This window comes from Pseudomonas sp. Q11, assembly GCF_024494355.1.
Taxonomy (GTDB): Bacteria; Pseudomonadota; Gammaproteobacteria; order Pseudomonadales; family Pseudomonadaceae; genus Aquipseudomonas; species Aquipseudomonas hefeiensis.
This window is the reverse complement of sequence record NZ_JAKNQY010000022.1, coordinates 1-19,957: the sequence shown is the minus strand read 5'-3', so window position 1 is coordinate 19,957 and position 19,957 is coordinate 1. Positions and strand designations below refer to the sequence as shown.

General features: G+C 59.8%; 18 protein-coding genes. 15 read left to right on the top strand and 3 right to left on the bottom strand.

Features of this window, described 5'->3' with window-relative positions; all coding sequences use genetic code 11:
- Positions 1-13 precede the first annotated feature (13 nt).
- From MA884_RS20705 to ispD, 7 genes are all read left to right on the top strand, one after another.
- Positions 14-961, top strand: a complete 948-nt coding sequence (locus MA884_RS20705; RefSeq protein ID WP_256232255.1) for an acetyl-CoA carboxylase carboxyltransferase subunit alpha — start codon at positions 14-16, stop codon at positions 959-961.
- 131 nt (positions 962-1,092) lie between these two features.
- Positions 1,093-2,394: a tRNA lysidine(34) synthetase TilS gene (gene tilS / locus MA884_RS20700; protein WP_256232254.1), complete on the top strand. Its 1,302-nt coding sequence runs from the start codon at positions 1,093-1,095 to the stop codon at positions 2,392-2,394.
- A gap of 298 nt (positions 2,395-2,692) precedes the next feature.
- Complete coding sequence (locus MA884_RS20695; RefSeq protein WP_256232253.1) at positions 2,693-4,324, top strand: CTP synthase; 1,632 nt, start codon at positions 2,693-2,695, stop codon at positions 4,322-4,324.
- A 4-nt stretch (positions 4,325-4,328) separates the two neighbouring features.
- Positions 4,329-5,174 (top strand): 3-deoxy-8-phosphooctulonate synthase, encoded by an 846-nt coding sequence (kdsA, locus tag MA884_RS20690; RefSeq protein WP_256232251.1) that lies wholly within the window; start codon positions 4,329-4,331, stop codon positions 5,172-5,174.
- A gap of 159 nt (positions 5,175-5,333) precedes the next feature.
- Positions 5,334-6,623, top strand: coding sequence for a phosphopyruvate hydratase (gene eno, locus MA884_RS20685; RefSeq protein WP_256232250.1), 1,290 nt, complete (start codon positions 5,334-5,336; stop codon positions 6,621-6,623).
- Between the two features lie 170 nt (positions 6,624-6,793).
- Entirely contained in the window at positions 6,794-7,072 is a 279-nt protein-coding gene (ftsB, locus tag MA884_RS20680; RefSeq protein ID WP_256232248.1) for a cell division protein FtsB, read from the top strand.
- Positions 7,069-7,776, top strand: a complete 708-nt coding sequence (ispD, locus tag MA884_RS20675; protein ID WP_256232247.1) for a 2-C-methyl-D-erythritol 4-phosphate cytidylyltransferase — start codon at positions 7,069-7,071, stop codon at positions 7,774-7,776. Before ftsB ends, ispD begins: the two co-directional genes overlap by 4 nt.
- Positions 7,777-7,911: 135 nt before the next feature.
- On the opposite strand, the gene MA884_RS20670 is transcribed toward ispD, so the two are convergent.
- Positions 7,912-8,808 (bottom strand): LysR substrate-binding domain-containing protein, encoded by an 897-nt coding sequence (locus tag MA884_RS20670; protein WP_256232246.1) that lies wholly within the window; start codon positions 8,806-8,808, stop codon positions 7,912-7,914.
- A gap of 106 nt (positions 8,809-8,914) precedes the next feature.
- Here MA884_RS20670 and MA884_RS20665 point away from each other — a divergent pair, with 106 nt between their 5' ends.
- The 8 genes from MA884_RS20665 to rpoS all read left to right on the top strand — a co-directional run bounded on the left by MA884_RS20665 (position 8,915) and on the right by rpoS (position 16,185).
- The gene (locus MA884_RS20665; RefSeq protein ID WP_256232245.1) at positions 8,915-10,027 is read left to right on the top strand and encodes an S-(hydroxymethyl)glutathione dehydrogenase/class III alcohol dehydrogenase; all 1,113 of its coding nucleotides are present in this window, start codon (positions 8,915-8,917) and stop codon (positions 10,025-10,027) included.
- An 82-nt stretch (positions 10,028-10,109) separates the two neighbouring features.
- Positions 10,110-10,964, top strand: a complete 855-nt coding sequence (gene fghA, locus MA884_RS20660; RefSeq protein WP_256232244.1) for an S-formylglutathione hydrolase — start codon at positions 10,110-10,112, stop codon at positions 10,962-10,964.
- A 92-nt stretch (positions 10,965-11,056) separates the two neighbouring features.
- Entirely contained in the window at positions 11,057-11,530 is a 474-nt protein-coding gene (gene ispF, locus MA884_RS20655; protein ID WP_256232242.1) for a 2-C-methyl-D-erythritol 2,4-cyclodiphosphate synthase, read from the top strand.
- Positions 11,527-12,585, top strand: a complete 1,059-nt coding sequence (gene truD / locus MA884_RS20650; protein WP_256232240.1) for a tRNA pseudouridine(13) synthase TruD — start codon at positions 11,527-11,529, stop codon at positions 12,583-12,585. Before ispF ends, truD begins: the two co-directional genes overlap by 4 nt.
- Complete coding sequence (gene surE / locus MA884_RS20645; RefSeq protein WP_047227585.1) at positions 12,573-13,322, top strand: 5'/3'-nucleotidase SurE; 750 nt, start codon at positions 12,573-12,575, stop codon at positions 13,320-13,322. The genes truD and surE overlap by 13 nt, the downstream gene beginning before the upstream one ends.
- A gap of 41 nt (positions 13,323-13,363) precedes the next feature.
- Positions 13,364-13,999, top strand: coding sequence for a protein-L-isoaspartate(D-aspartate) O-methyltransferase (locus MA884_RS20640; RefSeq protein ID WP_171061419.1), 636 nt, complete (start codon positions 13,364-13,366; stop codon positions 13,997-13,999).
- 226 nt (positions 14,000-14,225) lie between these two features.
- Complete coding sequence (locus MA884_RS20635) at positions 14,226-15,071, top strand: peptidoglycan DD-metalloendopeptidase family protein (protein ID WP_256232239.1); 846 nt, start codon at positions 14,226-14,228, stop codon at positions 15,069-15,071.
- Positions 15,072-15,177: 106 nt separating this feature from the next.
- Complete coding sequence (rpoS, locus tag MA884_RS20630; RefSeq protein ID WP_057451681.1) at positions 15,178-16,185, top strand: RNA polymerase sigma factor RpoS; 1,008 nt, start codon at positions 15,178-15,180, stop codon at positions 16,183-16,185.
- A 494-nt stretch (positions 16,186-16,679) separates the two neighbouring features.
- Here the strand turns inward: rpoS and fdxA are convergent, their stop codons facing one another.
- Complete coding sequence (gene fdxA, locus MA884_RS20625) at positions 16,680-17,003, bottom strand: ferredoxin FdxA (protein ID WP_256232238.1); 324 nt, start codon at positions 17,001-17,003, stop codon at positions 16,680-16,682.
- A gap of 142 nt (positions 17,004-17,145) precedes the next feature.
- A complete protein-coding gene (gene mutS / locus MA884_RS20620) occupies positions 17,146-19,713 on the bottom strand; it encodes a DNA mismatch repair protein MutS (RefSeq protein ID WP_256232237.1) in 2,568 nt (855 codons plus the stop codon).
- Between the last annotated feature and the right edge of the window lie 244 nt (positions 19,714-19,957).

The window sequence follows — 19,957 nt, the reverse complement described above, 5'->3', positions numbered from 1 at the left end:
AAGACGGACGCCTATGAACCCGAATTTTCTAGATTTCGAACAGCCGATCGCCGACCTGCAAGCCAAGATCGAAGAGTTGCGCTTGGTCGGTAATGACAATTCGCTGAATATCGGCGATGAAATCTCTCGTCTGCAGGACAAAAGCCGCACGCTGACCGAAGACATCTTTGGCAAGCTGACCAGTTGGCAGATCGCCCGCCTGGCGCGTCACCCACGTCGTCCATACACCCTGGACTACATCGACCACATCTTCACCGAGTTCGATGAGCTGCACGGCGATCGGCATTTCTCCGACGACGCCGCGATCGTCGGTGGGGTCGCCCGTCTGGACGACCAGCCAGTGATGATCATCGGCCACCAGAAAGGCCGGGAAGTACGCGAAAAGGTGCGCCGCAACTTCGGCATGCCGCGTCCGGAAGGCTATCGCAAGGCTTGCCGCCTGATGGAAATGGCCGAGCGCTTCAAGATGCCGATCCTGACCTTTATCGACACGCCTGGCGCTTATCCTGGCATCGACGCCGAAGAGCGCAACCAGAGCGAAGCGATCGCCTGGAACCTGCGCGTGATGGCGCGACTGAAAACCCCGATCATCGCTACGGTGATCGGCGAGGGTGGTTCCGGCGGTGCGCTGGCCATCGGCGTCTGCGATCAGTTGAACATGCTGCAATATTCCACTTACGCGGTGATCTCGCCGGAAGGCTGCGCCTCGATCCTGTGGAAAACCGCCGAGAAGGCACCGGATGCCGCCGAAGCCATGGGCATCACCGCTGAACGTCTCAAGGGCCTGGGGATCGTGGATAAAGTGATCAGCGAGCCGGTGGGCGGCGCTCATCGTGATCCGGCCGCGGCTGCTGCACTGATTCGCGCCGAGCTGAGTTCGCAACTGTCGATGCTCAAGCATTTTGACAACGACGCGCTGCTGACCCGTCGCTATGAGCGGCTGATGAGCTACGGTCTCTGATCCGACTGTAATACCCATGTGGGAGCGAGCCTGCTCGCGATACGGTTTAACATTCAACAAATGAGTTGACTGATATACCGCCATCGCGAGCAGGCTCGCTCCCACAGTTGTTTGTGCCAAGGCTGACTCCTATGAACTCCAGCGCGGATCTGCCAACCCGGCTCCTCACAAAGCTATCCTCCTGGCGCAACGCTGCCACCTGGCGCATCGCCTTCTCCGGTGGCCTCGACTCCACCGTCTTGCTGCACCTGCTCGCGTCTCTCTCCAAAACCCAAACCCTGCCACCGCTAAGTGCTATCCACGTCCATCATGGCCTCCAGGCTGTGGCCGATGCATGGCCGGAGCATTGCCGCTCGGTCTGCGAGGCCCTTGGGGTGCCGCTGCAGGTGATCGAAGTGCAAGTCCAGCCCGGCGCCAGTGTCGAGCGCGCCGCCCGGGAGGCGCGTTATGGTGCCTTCGGGGCGGTGCTCCGCAGCAATGAAGTGCTGCTCACCGGCCAGCACCGCGACGATCAGGCTGAAACCCTGTTGTTTCGCTTACTGCGTGGAGCGGGCGTGAGGGGGTTGTCGGCCATGCCTGGACAGCGCCCCTTGGGGATGGGCCAACTGGTGCGGCCACTGCTTGATGTGACCCGTGCGGAGCTTGAAGCCTACGCGACGCAGCAGGGCTTGAGCTGGATCGAAGACCCTTCCAACGACGATCACCGGTACGCACGCAATTTCCTGCGCCAGCGGGTTTTCCCGGTATTGACCGAGCAGTGGCCCCACGCGGCGGTGGCCCTGGCGCGCAGCGCTGCGCACATGGGTGAGGCCCAAGGCTTGCTGGCTGACCTGGCGCGAATCGATCTGGACCGAGCCATCACGCCCTGCGCGTTCGACTGGCTTGGGTTGCGGTCGCTTGAGATGGCCCCGTTGCAAGCCTTGTCCCCGGCCCGTCAGCGCAACGCGTTGAGTCATTGGTTGGTGTCGATGACGACGCTGCCCGACAGCGATCACTGGTCCGGCTGGGACTCACTACGCGATGCGGCGCACGATACGAGGCCGATCTGGCGGTTGGCTGATGGTGAACTGCACCGGACCGGTGGTCGCGTCTGGTGGTTATCCGACCGCTGGCTGCGACCGGTCGCGGGCGCCGTAGAATGGACGCTGACTGCTCAAGCATTGGACCTGCCAGACAACGGCAAGGTGACCTTCGACGGTAAAATTCCCGACGGACCGCTCTGCGTCCGCTATCGTCAGGGGGGCGAGATCATGACGGTGCCCGGCCGCGGTCACCGGGACCTCAAGCGTTTGCTCAACGAAAGCGGCGTGCCGGCGTTTGCGCGCGGTCGATTGCCGCTGCTGTATCGCAACGAGCAATTGCTGGCGGTGGCCAACGTGCCAGGACTCGACAGCGGCATTGATGGTAACTGGCAACTGATCTGGCAGCCATGAAACCAAGATCTGGGTTTGAGCTGAAAGGGGCTTTCCGGTAGACTACGCTCCCTTCTTGATACAACTTCTGTGGATTCGCCTGAATTGCAGGAGTTGCCGATTACCAAGCAGTCTTTGCTGGGCGATTCCAAAAAATGTGTAGCGAGCAACGTACCGGTGATTTCACTTCCGGTCTGTCCCAACGCGGCGGTTTTTTTGAAAGGTGCACTGTGATTAATGCAGGTGATCGGGGGCTTCGGCCTTCCTTCGCTTTCCCCGGCGGCTCGGACCGCTTTAACGCAGACTTCTAGGGTTTTTCATGACGCGCTACATATTCGTCACGGGCGGTGTTGTTTCTTCATTGGGGAAAGGCATTGCCTCGGCTTCATTGGCGGCCATCCTGGAGGCGCGGGGACTTAAGGTCACCATGCTCAAGCTGGACCCGTACATCAACGTCGACCCGGGCACCATGAGCCCGTTCCAGCACGGTGAAGTGTTCGTCACCCACGACGGCGCCGAGACCGACCTGGACCTGGGCCACTACGAGCGGTTCATCCGCACGACCATGACCCAGAACAACAACTTCACCACCGGTCGTGTCTACGAGCACGTGCTGCGTAAAGAGCGCCGTGGTGATTACCTGGGTGCGACCATCCAGGTCATCCCGCACATCACCGACGAAATCAAGCGCCGCATCATCAAGGGTGCCGGCGACGCCGACGTGGCGATGGTCGAAATCGGCGGCACGGTGGGTGACATTGAGTCCCAGCCGTTCCTCGAAGCCATCCGCCAGTTGCGTTTTGAAATCGGCGCCAAGCGCGCGATGCTGATGCACCTGACCCTGGTTCCCTACATCGCCACTGCCGGCGAAACCAAGACCAAGCCCACCCAGCACTCGGTCAAGGAGCTGCGCTCCATCGGGCTGCAGCCGGACGTGCTGATCTGCCGCTCCGATCACCCGATCGATATTTCTTCGCGTCGCAAGATCGCCCAGTTCACCAACGTTGAAGAGCGTGCGGTGATCGGCCTGGAAGACGCTGACACCATCTACAAGATCCCGGGCATCCTGCACTCTCAGGGCCTGGACGATTTCGTCGTTGAGCGTTTCGGTCTGCAGTGCGCCAGCGCCGACCTGTCCGAGTGGGAAGCGGTGGTCGATGCCAAGCTCAACCCGGAACACGAAGTCACCATCGCCATGGTCGGCAAGTACATGGAACTGCTGGATGCCTACAAGTCGCTGATCGAGGCGATGAGTCACGCCGGTATCAGCAACCGCACCAAGGTCAACCTGCGCTATATCGATTCCGAAGACATCGAGAACCAGGGCACCGGTCTGCTCGAAGGAGCCGATGCGATTCTCGTGCCGGGCGGCTTTGGCCTGCGGGGCGTGGAAGGCAAGATCACCGCTGTTCAATACGCTCGCGAAAACAAGGTGCCTTACCTGGGCATCTGCCTGGGCATGCAAGTGGCGGTCATTGAGTTCGCCCGTAACGTGATGGGCTGGAAGGACGCCAACTCCACCGAATTCGATCGCGCCAGCGGCCACCCGGTCGTGGGCCTGATCACCGAGTGGGAAGATGCCACCGGTGCCGTGGAAGTACGCACCGAAACCTCCGACCTGGGCGGCACCATGCGTCTTGGTGCCCAGGAGTGCCTGCTTGAAGCCGGCTCCAAGGTGCACGATTGCTACGCCAAGGATGTGATTGTCGAGCGTCACCGTCATCGCTACGAAGTGAACAACAACCTGCTGCCGCAACTGATCGAAGCCGGCCTGAAAATTTCCGGTCGTTCCGGTGACGGCGCGCTGGTGGAAGTGGTCGAAGCGCCGGATCACCCATGGTTCGTTGCTTGCCAGTTCCACCCCGAGTTCACCTCGACGCCACGGGACGGTCACCCGCTGTTCAGTGGTTTCGTGAAAGCCGCTTTGACTCAACACCAGAAGAAGGCATAAAACGATGGCCCAGAAGATCATTCGCGTCGGCGACATCGAGATTGCCAACGACAAGCCCATGGTGCTGTTTGGCGGCATGAATGTGCTGGAAAGCCGCGACATGGCGATGCAGGTCTGCGAGGAGTACGTGAAGGTCACCCAGAAACTGGGTATCCCTTACGTCTTCAAGGCCAGCTTCGACAAGGCCAATCGCTCATCCGTGACCTCTTACCGTGGCCCAGGCCTGGAAGAGGGCATGCGCATCTTCCAGGACATCAAGCAAGCCTTCGGTGTGCCGATCATCACCGACGTCCACGAGCCTGAGCAGGCCGCGGCCGTCGCCGAAGTCTGCGACATCATCCAGCTGCCGGCCTTCCTGTCGCGCCAGACCGATCTGGTAGTGGCGATGGCCAAGACCGGCGCGGTGATCAACATCAAGAAGGCCCAGTTCCTTGCGCCCCAGGAAATGAAGCACATCCTGAGCAAGTGCGAAGAGGCCGGGAATGACCAGTTGATCCTCTGCGAGCGTGGTTCGAGCTTCGGCTACAACAACCTGGTGGTGGACATGCTCGGCTTCGGCATCATGAAACAGTTCGAATACCCGGTGTTCTTCGACGTGACCCATGCGCTGCAAATGCCGGGCGGTCGTTCCGATTCCGCCGGCGGACGTCGCGCCCAGGTCACCGACCTGGCCAAGGCCGGCATGAGCCAGTCCCTGGCAGGTCTGTTTCTTGAGGCCCATCCGGACCCGGACAATGCCAAGTGTGACGGCCCTTGTGCCTTGCGCTTGAACAAGCTGGAACCGTTCCTGTCTCAGCTCAAGGCGCTGGACGAACTGGTCAAGAGTTTTCCGACGATAGAAACCGCATAACGCGGTTTTCTCCGGTAAAGTACCGCTCGATTATCGCTCTGGCCCGCTGGCCGCACTGCTTTTGTGGGAGCATGGCTTGCCAGCGATGACGTCCTTCGGGCCCGTCGTCGGCAAGCCTTACTGTTACAGCGTTTCGTCAACTTTGGAGTGTTTACAACAATGGCAAAAATCGTCGACATCAAAGGTCGTGAAGTTCTCGACTCCCGTGGCAACCCCACTGTTGAAGCGGACGTGCTTCTCGACAACGGTATCATCGGCAGCGCCTGCGCGCCGTCCGGTGCATCCACTGGCTCGCGCGAAGCGCTGGAGCTGCGTGATGGCGACAAGAGCCGTTATCTGGGCAAGGGCGTGCTCAAAGCCGTCGCCAACATCAATGGTCCGATCCGTGACCTGTTGCTGGGCAAGGACCCTGCTGACCAGAAAGCCCTCGATCACGCGATGATCAAGCTCGACGGTACCGAAAACAAAGCCACCCTGGGTGCCAACGCAATCCTCGCCGTGTCCCTGGCTGCTGCCAAGGCCGCTGCCCAGGACCAGGACCTGCCGCTGTACGCACACATTGCCAACCTCAACGGTACCCCGGGTGTCTACTCGATGCCGGTGCCGATGATGAACATCATCAATGGTGGCGAGCACGCCGATAACAACGTCGACATCCAGGAATTCATGGTGCAGCCGGTGGGCGCCCAGTCCTTCTCCGAAGGCCTGCGCATGGGCACCGAGATTTTCCATCACCTCAAGGCTGTGTTGAAGGCCCGTGGCCTGAGCACTGCCGTTGGCGACGAAGGCGGTTTCGCCCCGAACCTGGCGTCCAACGAAGACGCGCTGAAAGTGATTTCCGAAGCCGTGGCCAACGCCGGTTACAAGCTGGGCACCGATGTGACCCTGGCCCTGGACTGCGCGGCCAGTGAGTTCTTCGAAGACGGCAAGTACAACCTGTCCGGTGAAGGCCAGGTATTCACCGCCGAAGGCTTTGCCGACTACCTCAAGGGCCTGACCGAACGCTACCCGATCATCTCCATCGAAGATGGCCTGGACGAGTCCGACTGGGCCGGCTGGAAAATCCTCACCGACAAGATCGGCGAAAAAACCCAGCTGGTGGGCGACGACCTGTTCGTGACCAACACCAAGATCCTGAAAGAAGGCATCGACAAGAAGATCGCCAACTCGATCCTGATCAAGTTCAACCAGATCGGCACCCTGACCGAAACCCTGGAAGCCATTCAGATGGCCAAGGCTGCCGGTTACACTGCCGTGATCTCCCACCGTTCCGGCGAGACCGAAGATTCGACCATCGCCGACTTGGCCGTGGGCACTGCGGCAGGCCAGATCAAGACCGGTTCGCTGTGCCGTTCGGACCGCGTTTCCAAGTACAACCAACTGCTGCGTATCGAAGAGCAGTTGAAGGGTAAGGCCAAGTACAACGGTCGTGCCGAGTTTCGCGGTTAAGCGGTAGATGGTAAAAAGACACCGGATAGTGTCGAAAAAGTCGCAGTAGCGGCGGTTTTGCCTCTAATCTGATGCCTTATCAAGCACAAGCCTGGTTTTTCCAGGCTTCGTGCTATCAGACGCTTCAAAGTGTGGCATGGCTGTCTTTTTCACTGGATACCTGAGATTCGATGCGCAGTCCCAATTGGTTGTTTCTTGTCTTGCTCCTGTTGCTGGCTGGCCTGCAGTACCGCCTTTGGGTGGGTAATGGCAGCCTGGCGCAAGTGGCCGACCTGACTCAGCAGATTGCCGAACAGCATGCCGAGAACGAGGCGTTGCTGGAGCGTAATCGGGTAATGGACGCCGAAGTGATGGAACTGAAGAAAGGCATGGAGACCGTTGAAGAACGGGCTCGTCATGAACTGGGCATGGTCAAGGAGGGCGAAACCCTCTACCAGTTGGCCCAATGAGTATCCGCTTGCCGGCCTTCTGGGCCGTGATTCCTGCCGCAGGCGTGGGAGCCCGCATGGCTGCGGACCGTCCCAAGCAGTACCTGCAACTGGATGGGCGCACAATTCTCGAACACAGCCTCGGCTGTTTCCTCGATCATCCGACCGTAAAAGGCGTGGTGGTCAGTGTTGCACACGATGACCCTTATTGGCCGACCCTGGCTTGTGCCGGTGACCCACGCATCCAGCGCGTGGACGGCGGTGAACAGCGTTCGGATTCGGTGCTCAATGCCTTGCTGCATCTTCACGGGCAGGGTGCCGACGATTACGATTGGGTGCTGGTGCACGACGCCGCCCGGCCCAACCTGGCCCGCGACGATCTGGACACCTTGCTCCGCGAACTGGCGAACGATCCGGTCGGCGGACTTTTGGCTGTCCCGGCGCGCGACACTCTCAAGCGAGTCGACAAGCACGGACGTGTGGTGGAAACCGTTGACCGCAGCGTCATCTGGCAAGCCTACACACCGCAAATGTTTCGTCTCGGTGCCTTGCACCGGGCCCTGGCCGACAGCCTGGTGGCGGATGCGCTGATTACCGATGAAGCGTCCGCCATGGAGTGGTCGGGGCAAGCGCCACGGCTGATTGAAGGGCGGGCCGATAACCTCAAGGTCACACGCCCTGAAGACCTGGAGTGGTTGCGCCAGCGTTGGGCGAATCGCCATTAAGTGAAATCGCCATCGCGAGCAGGCTCGCTCCCACAAGGGACTTTGGCTGTACACAAAATTTGTAGCCGCTGAAAATCCAGTGTGGGAGCGAGCCTGCTCGCGATAGCAATCGCTCAGATAACATAGAAACCAGTGTTACCCCCGATACTCCGGCCGCTGGGCCAACCCCTCCTTCAAGTAATCCACCAACTTGCGCACCTTCGGCGACAAATGCCGTTGCTGCGGATACAACGCCCACACCGCTGTATTCGGCGGCTGGTGAGCCTCTAACAGCGATATCAACGCCCCGCTGTGCAAATGCTCCAACACGTAATAATCCGGCAACTGACACAATCCCACCCCTTGCAAAGCCGCATCCAGCACCGCCTGCCCACTGTTACAACGCCAGTTTCCCTGCACTCGTTGCGAAAATTCCCGGCCGTTCTGCTCCAGTTGCCAGATGTCGGAGCTGCCGATCAGGCAATTGTGGCGGCTCAATTCCGACAAGCTATGGGGCCGACCGTAGCGCTCCAGGTAGGACGCCGATGCGCACAGGTACATGCGCCGTGGCGCCAGGCGCGTGGCAACCAGACGTGAGTCTTGCAAGCGACCCAGGCGAATCGCCAGGTCCAGTCCTTCGTGAACCAGATCGAGGGGGCGGTTGCTCAGTTCGATGTCCACCCGCAATTGCGGATAGAGCGTCATGAACCGTGTCACCAGCGGCACAATGAACCGCTCGCCGTAGGCCACGGCACAGGTCATGCGCAGCATGCCCTTGGGTTCGCTGGTGAGGTCGCCCACCGCCCGCAGTGCTTCTTCGCGTCCGTCCTGCAGACGCTGGCAATGCTGCAAGAAGGTTTGACCGGCCTCGGTCAAGGTGACTCGGCGGGTACTGCGATACAGCAGCCGTGTCTGGAGACGTTCTTCAAGTCGTACGATTTGTCGACTGATATGGGAAGACGAAACCCCGAGACGTTCGGCAGCAGCGGTGAACTGACTGCATTCGGCCACGGCGACGAATTCGTCGATCCCTTCCCAGCGGTTCTCGGACATGAATGATTATCCCTGTGGAGCAATAATGTTTTGCTTTTGGTTGGATTATTCATCCTCCGGTGAGGGATTACACTCCTTGTCTTGTTTTTATTTGCTGGAGACTCCCATGATCAAGTCACGCGCGGCCGTTGCCTTCGAGGCCAAGAAACCCCTGGAAATCGTTGAAGTCGACGTCGCCATGCCCAAGGCGGGAGAAGTGTTGCTGCGCGTGGTGGCGTCCGGTGTCTGCCACACTGATGCCTACACTTTGTCGGGCGCCGATCCGGAAGGGATCTTCCCCTCTATCCTTGGCCATGAAGGCGGCGCCATTGTCGAAGCCATCGGTGAAGGTGTGACGTCGGTTGCGGTGGGCGATCACGTCATTCCGCTGTACACGCCGGAATGCGGGCAGTGCAAGTTCTGTAAATCGGGCAAGACCAACCTGTGTCAGGCGATTCGCGCCACCCAAGGCAAAGGCCTGATGCCGGATGGTACCTCGCGCTTTTCCTACAAGGGCGAGACGATTTTCCACTACATGGGGACCTCGACGTTCTCCGAATACACCGTATTGCCAGAAATCTCCGTCGCGAAAATCCCCAAAGAAGCGCCGCTGGAAAAAGTCTGCCTGCTGGGTTGCGGCGTCACCACCGGTATCGGCGCGGTCATCAACACCGCCAAGGTCAAGCCGGGTGACACCGTGGCGATCTTCGGCCTGGGCGGCATCGGCCTGTCGGCAGTGATTGGCGCGGTGAAGGCCAAGGCCTCGCGCATCATTGCCATCGACATCAACCCGGCCAAGTTCGAAATCGCCAAGCAACTGGGCGCCACCGATTGCGTCAACCCGAAAGATTTCGACCGTCCGATCCAGGAAGTCATCGTCGACATGACGGACGGCGGCGTGGACTTTTCCTTCGAGTGCATCGGCAATGTGCAGTTGATGCGCGCCGCGCTGGAGTGCTGCCACAAGGGTTGGGGCGAGTCGGTGATCATCGGTGTGGCCGGGGCTGGCCAGGAAATCGCTACCCGTCCGTTCCAGTTGGTGACCGGGCGCGTCTGGCGCGGATCAGCGTTTGGCGGCGTGCGCGGGCGCAGCGAATTGCCAAGCTACGTGGAAATGGCCGAGAAGGGCGAGATTCCGCTGGATACTTTCATCACCCACACCATGGGCCTGGAAGATATCAACAAGGCGTTCGACCTGATGCATGAAGGCAAGAGCATCCGCACCGTTATTAATTTCTAAGGAGCAGCCATGAGCTTCAAGCCACAAGCTGCAAGTCGGTTCACCGCCACTTGCCGCTTGAAGCTTGTCGCTTGCAGCTGAAATGCCAATGAACCTTGAAAACATTTCCTGCCAGAAAAGCTTTGGCGGCTGGCACAAGCGCTACCGGCACCGTTCCGACGTGCTCGGTTGTGACATGGTGTTTGCCGTGTACCTGCCGCCCCAAGCCGAGCAGGGTGGCAAGTTGCCTGTGGTGTATTGGTTGTCCGGCTTGACCTGTACTGACGAGAACTTCATGCAAAAGGCCGGAGCCCAACGCATGGCCGCCGAACTGGGCCTGATTATTGTCGCGCCGGACACCAGCCCGCGCGGCGCCGACGTGCCGGGCGATCCGGACGGTGCCTGGGACTTCGGCCTGGGGGCGGGGTTTTATCTGAACGCTACGCAGGATCCGTGGGCGCGCCACTATCGGATGCATGACTATGTGGTGCAGGAATTGCCGGCCTTGGTCGAAGCGCATTTCCCCGCCTCGGATAAACGCGGCATCAGTGGTCATTCCATGGGTGGTCACGGCGCGCTGGTCTGCGCCTTGCGTAACCCGGGGCGTTACCGCTCGGTGTCGGCATTTTCGCCGATCAACAATCCGATGGATTGCCCGTGGGGGCAGAAGGCGTTCTCTCGTTACCTGGGGGAAGACCGCTCGAAGTGGCGTGAGTGGGATGCCTGTGCATTGATCGCTGAAGCTGAGGAAAAGCTGCCGTTGCTGGTGGATCAGGGCGATCGCGACGATTTCCTGGCCACGCAACTCAAACCCGAGGCCCTGCAACAAGCGGCCAAGGCTGCCGGTCATCCGTTGGAGTTGCGCCTGCAACCGGGTTACGACCACAGCTACTTCTTCATCGCCAGCTTCATTGAGGATCACTTGCAACATCATGCCCACGCTTTAGGGGGCTCTTAGTCTGATTCCCCTTGGCGGGGGAGCTAATTGAGGGCGCTCCCCACGCTGAATGCAGGTAGAATCACGCCCTGACAAAAATCGGGGCGTTTTTTATGCGTATTGGCCACGGCTACGATGTTCACCGTTTCGCTGAAGGCGACTTCATTACTCTGGGCGGCGTGCGTATTGCACACAGCTTCGGGCTGCTCGCGCATTCTGACGGTGACGTCCTGCTGCACGCCTTGAGCGACGCCTTGCTTGGCGCGGCCGCGTTGGGTGATATCGGCAAACATTTCCCCGACACCGACCCGCAATTCAAGGGCGCCGACAGCCGGGTGCTGCTGCGCCATGTGGTCTCGCTGATCCACGCCAAGGGCTGGAAAGTCGGCAATGTCGATAACACCATCGTCGCCCAGGCACCGAAAATGGCACCGCACATCGAAGCGATGCGTCGGTTGATTGCCGAGGACCTGCAAGTAGAGCTGGACCAGGTCAACGTGAAAGCCACCACCACCGAGAAACTTGGTTTCGTCGGTCGCGAAGAAGGCATTGCCGTTCATAGCGTTGCCTTGTTGCTGCGCTCATGACCGAACTGGAACTATTGGGCCCCCGTGCCTACGGCGAGTCGTTGGGCAGCGCAGTGCTCAAGGCCACTGCTGAAGATTTCCAGGTCGACGAAGTGCTCGACATCCCGCTGACGGGCGAAGGCGAGCACTTATGGATCTGGGTTGAAAAACGCGGTTTGAACACTGAAGAGGCTGCCCGGCGAATTGCCAAGGCCGCCGGCGTATCATTGCGCACCGTCAGTTATGCCGGTCTCAAGGACCGCCAGGCGCTGACTCGCCAGTGGTTCAGCGTCCAGTTGCCGGGCAAGGCCGACCCGGACCTGTCGGCGGCAGAAAACGAAACGCTGAAGATCCTCAAGACCGGTCGCCATAAACGCAAGCTGCAACGCGGCGCGCACTCGGCCAATGGCTTTACTGTGCGCCTGACCCAGTTCCAGGGCGATCCGGCGGCTATCGATGCGCGTCTGCAACAGATCGCCCGCCTGGGCATTCCCAATTATTTCGGCGCCCAGCGCTTCGGGCATGACGGCGGTAACCTCGTCGATGCCCGCGCCTGGGCGGCGCGCAAGGCTTTGCCGGAACAGCGCAATGTACGTTCGCGACTGTTGTCCACCGCCCGCAGTTTTCTGTTCAACCGGGTGTTGGCGGCTCGGGTGGCCGATGGCACCTGGCAGCAAGCGCAGGTGGGCGACCTGCTGGCCTTCACCGACAGCCGCAGTTTTTTTCCCGCTGGCGAGGCCGAGTGCAGTGACCCGCGCCTGGCGATTCTCGATTTGCACCCCACCGGGCCGCAGTGGGGCGAGGGACCTTCGCCTGCCGCCGGCGCGGTCCATGATCTGGAGCAGGCCATCGCCGAGGCCGAGGCCGATTTGCGCGACTGGTTGATAAACGCGGGAATGAGTCACGAACGTCGCATCCTGCGACTGCCCATTGGCGGCCTGTCGTGGCATTATCCCTCGCTAGACACTCTGCAACTGGAATTCGTCCTGCCGGCCGGATGTTTCGCCACTGTCTTGGTGCGCGAACTCGTCGATCTGGTGCCGGTGGGGCAGACGGACAGCCCATGCGTATTCTGATTTCTAACGACGACGGGGTGACAGCACCCGGCCTTGCCGCGCTTTATGCTGCGCTGGCGGATTTTGCCGAATGCGTGGTCATCGCCCCGGACCAGGACAAAAGCGGCGCCAGCAGTTCGCTGACGCTCGACCGACCATTACACCCGTGCTATCTGGATAATGGTTTCATCAGCCTCAACGGCACCCCGACCGACTGTGTGCACCTGGGCCTCAACGGCTTGCTGGAGCGCGAGCCGGACATGGTGGTTTCGGGCATCAACCTGGGGGCCAACCTGGGGGATGACGTGCTTTATTCCGGCACTGTGGCCGCCGCCCTTGAAGGCCGTTTCCTCGGACATCCGTCGTTTGCCTTTTCGTTTGTTTCGCGGCAAGTCGATAATTTGCCTACGGCCGCGTACTTCGCCCGCAAGTTGGTCGAGGCCCATGGCGAACTGGACCTGCCGCCGCGTACGGTGCTGAATGTGAACATTCCGAACCTGCCACTCGATCACATCCGGGGTATCCAGCTCACTCGCCTGGGTCACCGTGCCCGCGCGGCCAAGCCCATGCAGGTGGTCGATCCCCGGGGCAAGGCCGGCTATTGGATCGCCGCCGCCGGTGATGCCGAGGATGGCGGGCCAGGCACCGATTTTCATGCAGTGATGCAAGGCTATGTCTCGATAACCCCGTTGCAGCTGGATCGGACCTTCAACGATGCTTTTCGAACGCTCGATGGCTGGCTGGAGGGGCTGCGCTGATGGCTCGTGAGCAAGACGATATACTGCGCCGCGGAATCGGCATGACCTCCCAGCGTACCCGGGAGCGGCTGATTCAACGGCTCTATGAAGAAGGCCTTTCCAACGCCCAGGTGCTGGAAGTGATTCGCCGCACCCCTCGGCATTTGTTCGTCGATGAAGCCTTGGCCCATCGCGCCTACGAAGACACCGCATTGCCGATCGGCCACAACCAGACCATTTCCCAGCCTTATATGGTGGCCCGCATGAGCGAGTTGCTGCTGGAGGCGGGGCCGCTGGACAAGGTGTTGGAGATCGGCACCGGCTCGGGTTACCAGACGGCGGTGTTGTCGCAGTTGGTGGAGCGGGTATTTTCCGTGGAGCGGATCAAGGTGCTGCAGGATCGCGCCAAGGAACGCCTGGTGGAACTGAACCTGCGCAATGTGGTGTTTCGTTGGGGCGATGGCTGGGAAGGCTGGCCGGCCCTGGCACCTTATAACGGCATCATCGTCACCGCCGTGGCCACTGATGTGCCCCAGGCCTTGCTGGATCAACTCGCGCCCGGTGGGCGGTTGGTGATTCCGGTGGGGGCTGGTGAAGTTCAGCAGTTGATGCTGATCGTGCGCGAAGAACAAGGTTTTTCACGCCACGTGCTGGGGGCGGTGCGGTTCGTTCCGTTGCTTAACGGGCCCTTGGCCTGAGCATTTATAAACAGACGCTGAATTCCGTGGCATGGGTTGTGTCATACACCGGCACTGATCAGTTAACTGTTGATTGGTTAAACGGATTGCAACGGCGTCGAGCAAACGTGTGCGTCGGTGCCTCGCGCTTCATTAATAGAAGTGGGATGGCGGCCAGCTATATTTGTAATACCGTTGCCTGCACAGGCAGTTTCCAATTTTTCAACCACCACAAAGGGAGCGGCGGGTGAGTCTCACAGTCATTGCGCAGCGTATGGGTATCACGAGCTTTCAGCGCCTGGTGACTGGCCTTGTCTTGAGTACTGTGCTGGTCGGTTGCTCCAGTACCCCGTCGGGTAACGTCCGGGTTGTCGATCGCACCCACGCGACGCCTCAACGTCCTACAGTAACGACCGGTCAGTATGTAGTCCGTCGCGGCGATACGCTGTTTTCCATCGCTTTTCGCTATGGCTGGGACTACAGAGCCCTCGCGGCGCGAAACAACATTCCTGCGCCTTATACGATTCATCCGGGTCAGAGAATTCGCTTTGATGGTCGTAGTGGTTCAACGCCTACTGCGGTGGTCACTCAGTCAGGTTCGACAGCTTCGTCGTCGAGTAAAACGACGGTGATTCGCCGCCCGGTCGGTGCCGCAACGGCAACCGTACCGTCCGTCGCGAGCAAACCGGCGCCTGCTCCGACGCCTGCGGCAGGCCCCAGCCCGAGCGGCTGGGGATGGCCTTCTAATGGCGTTCTGATTGGAAAATTCTCTTCAAACGGTAGTTTGAATAAAGGAATTGATATCGCCGGGGATTTGGGACAGCCTGTTTTAGCCGCGTCTGATGGTACGGTTGTGTACGCCGGGAGTGGTTTAAGGGGCTACGGCGAACTCGTGATCATCAAACACAGCGATACCTACGTCAGTGCCTACGGTCACAACCGCAGGCTGTTGGTTCGGGAGGGGCAGCAGGTCAAGGTCGGGCAAAAAATTGCCGAAATGGGATCAACGGGAACGGACCGGGTGAAACTGCATTTTGAGATTCGCCGACAAGGTAAGCCAGTCGATCCGCTGCAATTCCTGCCACGTCGTTGATTTGATTGTCAGCCTGTTCCGTCACGTAGAGGGAACAGGCTCCAGCGTTGCCAAGGATAAAGGCGTCGCTTGAGCTTGAGGTCGAACTCACCAAAGGACTATAACAATGGCTCTCAGTAAAGAAGTGCCGGAGTTTGACATCGACGATGAGGTTCTCCTTGTGGAGACTGGCATCGCTATGGATTCGATGTCGAATGATGAAGGAGCGACTCCACCTTCCGTTCGCGCCAAATCCAAACACTCCGCTTCACTTAAACAGCATAAGTATATCGATTACACCCGGGCGCTGGACGCCACTCAACTGTACCTCAACGAAATCGGCTTCTCGCCGCTGCTCTCCCCCGAGGAAGAAGTTCATTTTGCGCGCCTGTCGCAAAGTGGCGACCCAGCCGGGCGAAAACGCATGATTGAAAGTAACCTGCGCCTGGTGGTGAAAATCGCCCGACGCTACGTCAATCGCGGACTCTCGCTGCTGGACCTGATCGAAGAGGGTAACCTGGGGCTGATTCGCGCTGTCGAGAAATTCGACCCCGAGCGAGGCTTCCGTTTCTCGACCTACGCTACCTGGTGGATTCGTCAGACCATCGAGCGGGCGATCATGAATCAGACCCGGACCATCCGGTTGCCGATCCATGTGGTCAAGGAACTGAACGTCTACCTGCGGGCTGCCCGTGAACTGACCCAAAAGCTCGACCACGAACCCTCTCCTGAAGAAATCGCCAACCTGCTGGAAAAACCGGTGGGCGAGGTCAAGCGCATGCTTGGGCTCAACGAGCGGGTTTCCTCGGTTGATGTTTCACTGGGACCAGACTCGGATAAAACCCTGCTGGACACGCTCACCGATGACCGACCTACCGACCCGTGCGAGCTGCTTCAGGACGATGACTTGTCCCAGAGCATCGACCAGTGGCTCTCGGAGCTCACGGACAAGCAACGGGAAGTGGTGATTCGCCGCTTCGGCTTGCGCGGTCATGAAAGCAGCACCCTTGAAGATGTGGGCCTGGAGATTGGGCTGACCCGTGAGCGGGTCAGACAGATCCAGGTCGAAGGCCTCAAGCGTCTTCGGGAGATCCTGGAGAAGAACGGCCTGTCGAGCGAGTCGTTGTTCCAATAACGGCAACGCACGCGGAATAGGAAAAGCCCCGACTGTTTCGGGGCTTTTTCGTTTCTGTGGCGGCTGTTTCAGTGCTTACGCTGTTTGTCGGCATGGCGTGTAAGCTTTTGCCTAGTGTTGCGTAAGCGTTTGGTTTCCCGTTCGAGGGATAGACGTCTATAAAGATCGTCGTATTTTTCATATCATATTGATATATAAGAGTATTTTTTTGTATTTCAATGCTGTGACAGGGCCAGGCGACGGCGGTGGGCCAATTGCACTCGCCGGGAAAAATACTAATATCAGTCCTGTGTCGACGGACAGACACACCTGTCACGGATGATGGGGAGGAAGGACATCGCAGGATGCGATTCATCAGGATGATGAAAAGGATCAAAGGGATTAGGGAAAAAATGTGGGCGGGTCAAACCGCCCCTTTTTTTTGCCTGCGATTTATTGAAACCGAGAAAACAAAAAGGCCCGCAAGGGGCCTTTTTCAACGAGCGCAAGTGATATCAGCGTTCGAGGTCTTTGAGCTTGTCTGTCTTGCCATCCCACTCTTTGGCGTCTGGCAGCTCGTCTTTCTTTTCGGTGATGTTTGGCCAGATTTCCGCCAGTTCGGCGTTCAGCTCGATGAAGTTCTCCATGCCGGCCGGCACTTCGTCTTCAGAGAAGATGGCATTCGCCGGGCATTCCGGTTCACACAGGGCGCAGTCGATGCACTCGTCCGGGTGAATGACCAGGAAGTTCGGCCCTTCGTAAAAGCAGTCCACCGGACAGACTTCTACGCAGTCGGTGTACTTGCACTTGATGCAGTTGTCGGTGACGACGAAGGTCATTTCTAATTCTCTCCTCAGGCGGCGGCAGCGGAACCCCTTCACGGTGGGCTCGCCAGGTTCGGGAGCGATAGTCTGCGAACCAGGCTAATAGCCCGCAGCATCCCAAACCGCGCGAGATTCTACCAGCTTGAACGCCTGTGCGTTAGATCCGTGTCTTCAATGTATAAAGCAATTCAAGTGCCCGACGTGGCGTCAGGTCGTCCAGATCCACTTTGGCCAGTTCATCGAGCACCGGATGCGGCAGGCTGGCGAACAGGTCGCTCTGTTGCGGAGCGGCCGGTTTGCCTTTGCTCGGGCGCGGTGTTTCGTGGGGCAGACTGGTGGTTTCCAGGCGGCTCAGGTGCTCGCGGGCACGGCTGATCACTTCGCTGGGTACGCCGGCCAGTTGCGCGACTGCCAGGCCGTAACTCTGGCTGGCCGGGCCGGGCAGCACATGGTGCAGGAATACGATGCGCTCGTTGTGCTCGGTGGCATTGAGATGCACGTTCGCCACCAGTGGCTGGCTTTCCGGCAGTACGGTCAGCTCGAAATAGTGGGTGGCGAACAGTGTGTACGCCCGCAGGTGCGCCAGCCGTTCGGCCGCTGCCCAAGCCAGGGACAGGCCGTCGAAGGTGCTGGTGCCGCGTCCGACCTCGTCCATCAGCACCAAGCTGCGTTCGGTGGCGTTGTGCAGGATGTTCGCGGTTTCGCTCATTTCCACCATGAAGGTCGAGCGCCCGCCGGCCAGGTCATCGCTGGAACCGATCCGGGTGAAGATCCGGTCCACCAGGGACAGCTCGCAGCTGGCTGCCGGCACGAAACTGCCGATGTGGGCCAGCAGCACGATCAACGCAGTCTGGCGCATGTAGGTGGATTTACCGCCCATGTTCGGGCCGGTGATCACCAGCATGCGGGTGTTGTCATCCAGGCTCAGGTCGTTGGCCACGAACGGCGTGGTCAATACCTGTTCGACCACCGGGTGACGACCCTGGGTGATGCGCATGCAGGGCTCGCTGACAAACCGCGGGCAATTAAGGTCCAGGTTCAAGGCGCGTTCGGCCAGGTTGCTTAGCACGTCCAGCTCCGCCAGGGCGCCGGCGGTGTCCTGCAGCGGTGGCAGTTGGCTGATCAAGTCTTCGAGCAGCGCTTCATAGAGCATCTTTTCCCGGGCCAGGGCGCGGCTCTTGGCCGACAGCGCTTTGTCTTCGAACGCTTTGAGTTCCGGGGTGATGAAACGCTCGGCGCCTTTGAGGGTCTGGCGGCGAATGTAATCAGCCGGCGCCTGTTCGGCCTGTTTGCTCGGCAATTCGATGAAATAACCGTGGATGCGGTTGTAGCCGACCTTGAGATTGGCCAGGCCGGTGCGGGCTTTTTCCCGGGCTTCGAGGTCGATCAGGAACTGACCGGCGTTCTCGCTCAGCGATTGCAGTTCGTCGAGTTCGGCGTCGTAGCCGGTTTTCAGCACGCCGCCGTCACGGATCACCGCCGGCGGGTTATCGATAATGGCTTTTTCCAGCAGCGCGGCCAGCTCCGGGTAAGTGCTGGTGGTGAGCGCCAGTTGCTGCAGATGCGGTGCTTCCAGGTCGGTCATCGCCACCTGAAGCTCGGGCAGGGCGCCGAGGGCATCGCGCAGGCGCGCCAGGTCGCGGGGGCGGGCGTTGCGCAGGCCGATACGCGCCAGGATTCGCTCGATGTCACCGATTTCCTTGAGCTGCGGTTGCAACTGCTCGAAGCGATAACGGTCCAGCAAGCAGGTGATGGAAGTCTGGCGCGCCAGCAGCACCGTCAAATCCCGCAGCGGACGGTTCAGCCAACGGGTCAGCAGACGGCTGCCCATGGCAGTCTGGCAGCGATCGACCACCGATTGCAGGGTGTTGTCGCGCCCGCCGGCCAAGTTGGTGTCCAGTTCCAGGTTGCGTCGGCTCGCGCCGTCCAGCACCACGGTGTCATCCAGGCGCTCATGACGCAGGCTGCGCAAGTGGGGCAGGGCGGTGCGCTGGGTTTCCTTGGCGTAGGCCAGCAGGCAACCGGCAGCGCCGATGGCCAGGGTCAGGTTTTCGCACCCAAAACCTTTGAGGTCCTGAGTGGAAAACTGCTGGCAGAGACTTTTCAACGCCGAGTCACGCTCAAAATCCCACGGCGCCCGACGACGCACGCCACGGCGTTTTTCCGCCGGCAGGTCTTTGGGCCAGTCATCCGGGATCAGCAGTTCAACCGGATTGACCCGTTCCAGCTCCGCCAGCAGGTTTTCCCAGCCCTTGATCTCCAGCACCGAGAAGTTGCCGCTGGTGATGTCCAGCACCGCCAGGCCAAACAGGCGCTCATCCCCCAGGACCGCGGCGATCAGGTTGTCCCGGCGTTCATCCAGCAAGGCTTCGTCACTGACCGTACCCGGCGTGATGATGCGTACCACCTGGCGTTCCACCGGCCCTTTACTGGTGGCCGGGTCGCCGACTTGTTCGCAGATCACCACGGATTCGCCGAGCTTGACCAGCTTCGCCAAGTAACCTTCCGCCGCGTGGTAAGGAATCCCACACATCGGAATGGCCATGCCTGCCGATTGCCCACGCGCCGTCAGGGTAATGTCCAACAACTTGGCGGCCTTCTTCGCATCCTCATAGAAGATCTCGTAGAAGTCGCCCATGCGGTAGAACATTAGCTGATCGGGGTGCTGATTCTTCAGGCGCCAGTATTGCTGCATCATGGGCGTGTGGGAGGACAGATCGTTCACGGCTGTATTCATTGGTGTCAGGCAAACTCGTTGAAAGGTGTGGGGCAAAAGGAGGGGCATTGGCCCGGCTTTTCCGCGATGGGCGCAAGGTTAACATGGGCGGTCGGGGGGACCCAGGGATGAGTGGTTTTTGGGATTGGGTGTATATCCGTTGCTGCGGTAACGGCTGCTTATGGTTCCGCTTTTACAGCGGGTCACTTTCGAAAATCCGGAAGCCGGCCCAGGCGAAAGTAACCAAAGCGCT

Excerpts from the sequence above, each read along its gene's own strand:
- MA884_RS20705 (WP_256232255.1), top strand. The coding sequence starts at position 14 with ATGAACCCGAATTTTCTAGATTTCGAACAGCCGATCGCCGACCTGCAA.
- tilS (WP_256232254.1), top strand. The coding sequence starts at position 1,093 with ATGAACTCCAGCGCGGATCTGCCAACCCGGCTCCTCACAAAGCTATCC.
- MA884_RS20695 (WP_256232253.1), top strand. The coding sequence starts at position 2,693 with ATGACGCGCTACATATTCGTCACGGGCGGTGTTGTTTCTTCATTGGGG.
- kdsA (WP_256232251.1), top strand. The coding sequence starts at position 4,329 with ATGGCCCAGAAGATCATTCGCGTCGGCGACATCGAGATTGCCAACGAC.
- eno (WP_256232250.1), top strand. The coding sequence starts at position 5,334 with ATGGCAAAAATCGTCGACATCAAAGGTCGTGAAGTTCTCGACTCCCGT.
- ftsB (WP_256232248.1), top strand. The coding sequence starts at position 6,794 with ATGCGCAGTCCCAATTGGTTGTTTCTTGTCTTGCTCCTGTTGCTGGCT.
- ispD (WP_256232247.1), top strand. The coding sequence starts at position 7,069 with ATGAGTATCCGCTTGCCGGCCTTCTGGGCCGTGATTCCTGCCGCAGGC.
- MA884_RS20670 (WP_256232246.1), bottom strand. The coding sequence starts at position 8,808 with ATGTCCGAGAACCGCTGGGAAGGGATCGACGAATTCGTCGCCGTGGCC.
- MA884_RS20665 (WP_256232245.1), top strand. The coding sequence starts at position 8,915 with ATGATCAAGTCACGCGCGGCCGTTGCCTTCGAGGCCAAGAAACCCCTG.
- fghA (WP_256232244.1), top strand. The coding sequence starts at position 10,110 with ATGCCAATGAACCTTGAAAACATTTCCTGCCAGAAAAGCTTTGGCGGC.
- ispF (WP_256232242.1), top strand. The coding sequence starts at position 11,057 with ATGCGTATTGGCCACGGCTACGATGTTCACCGTTTCGCTGAAGGCGAC.
- truD (WP_256232240.1), top strand. The coding sequence starts at position 11,527 with ATGACCGAACTGGAACTATTGGGCCCCCGTGCCTACGGCGAGTCGTTG.
- surE (WP_047227585.1), top strand. The coding sequence starts at position 12,573 with ATGCGTATTCTGATTTCTAACGACGACGGGGTGACAGCACCCGGCCTT.
- MA884_RS20640 (WP_171061419.1), top strand. The coding sequence starts at position 13,364 with ATGACCTCCCAGCGTACCCGGGAGCGGCTGATTCAACGGCTCTATGAA.
- rpoS (WP_057451681.1), top strand. The coding sequence starts at position 15,178 with ATGGCTCTCAGTAAAGAAGTGCCGGAGTTTGACATCGACGATGAGGTT.
- fdxA (WP_256232238.1), bottom strand. The coding sequence starts at position 17,003 with ATGACCTTCGTCGTCACCGACAACTGCATCAAGTGCAAGTACACCGAC.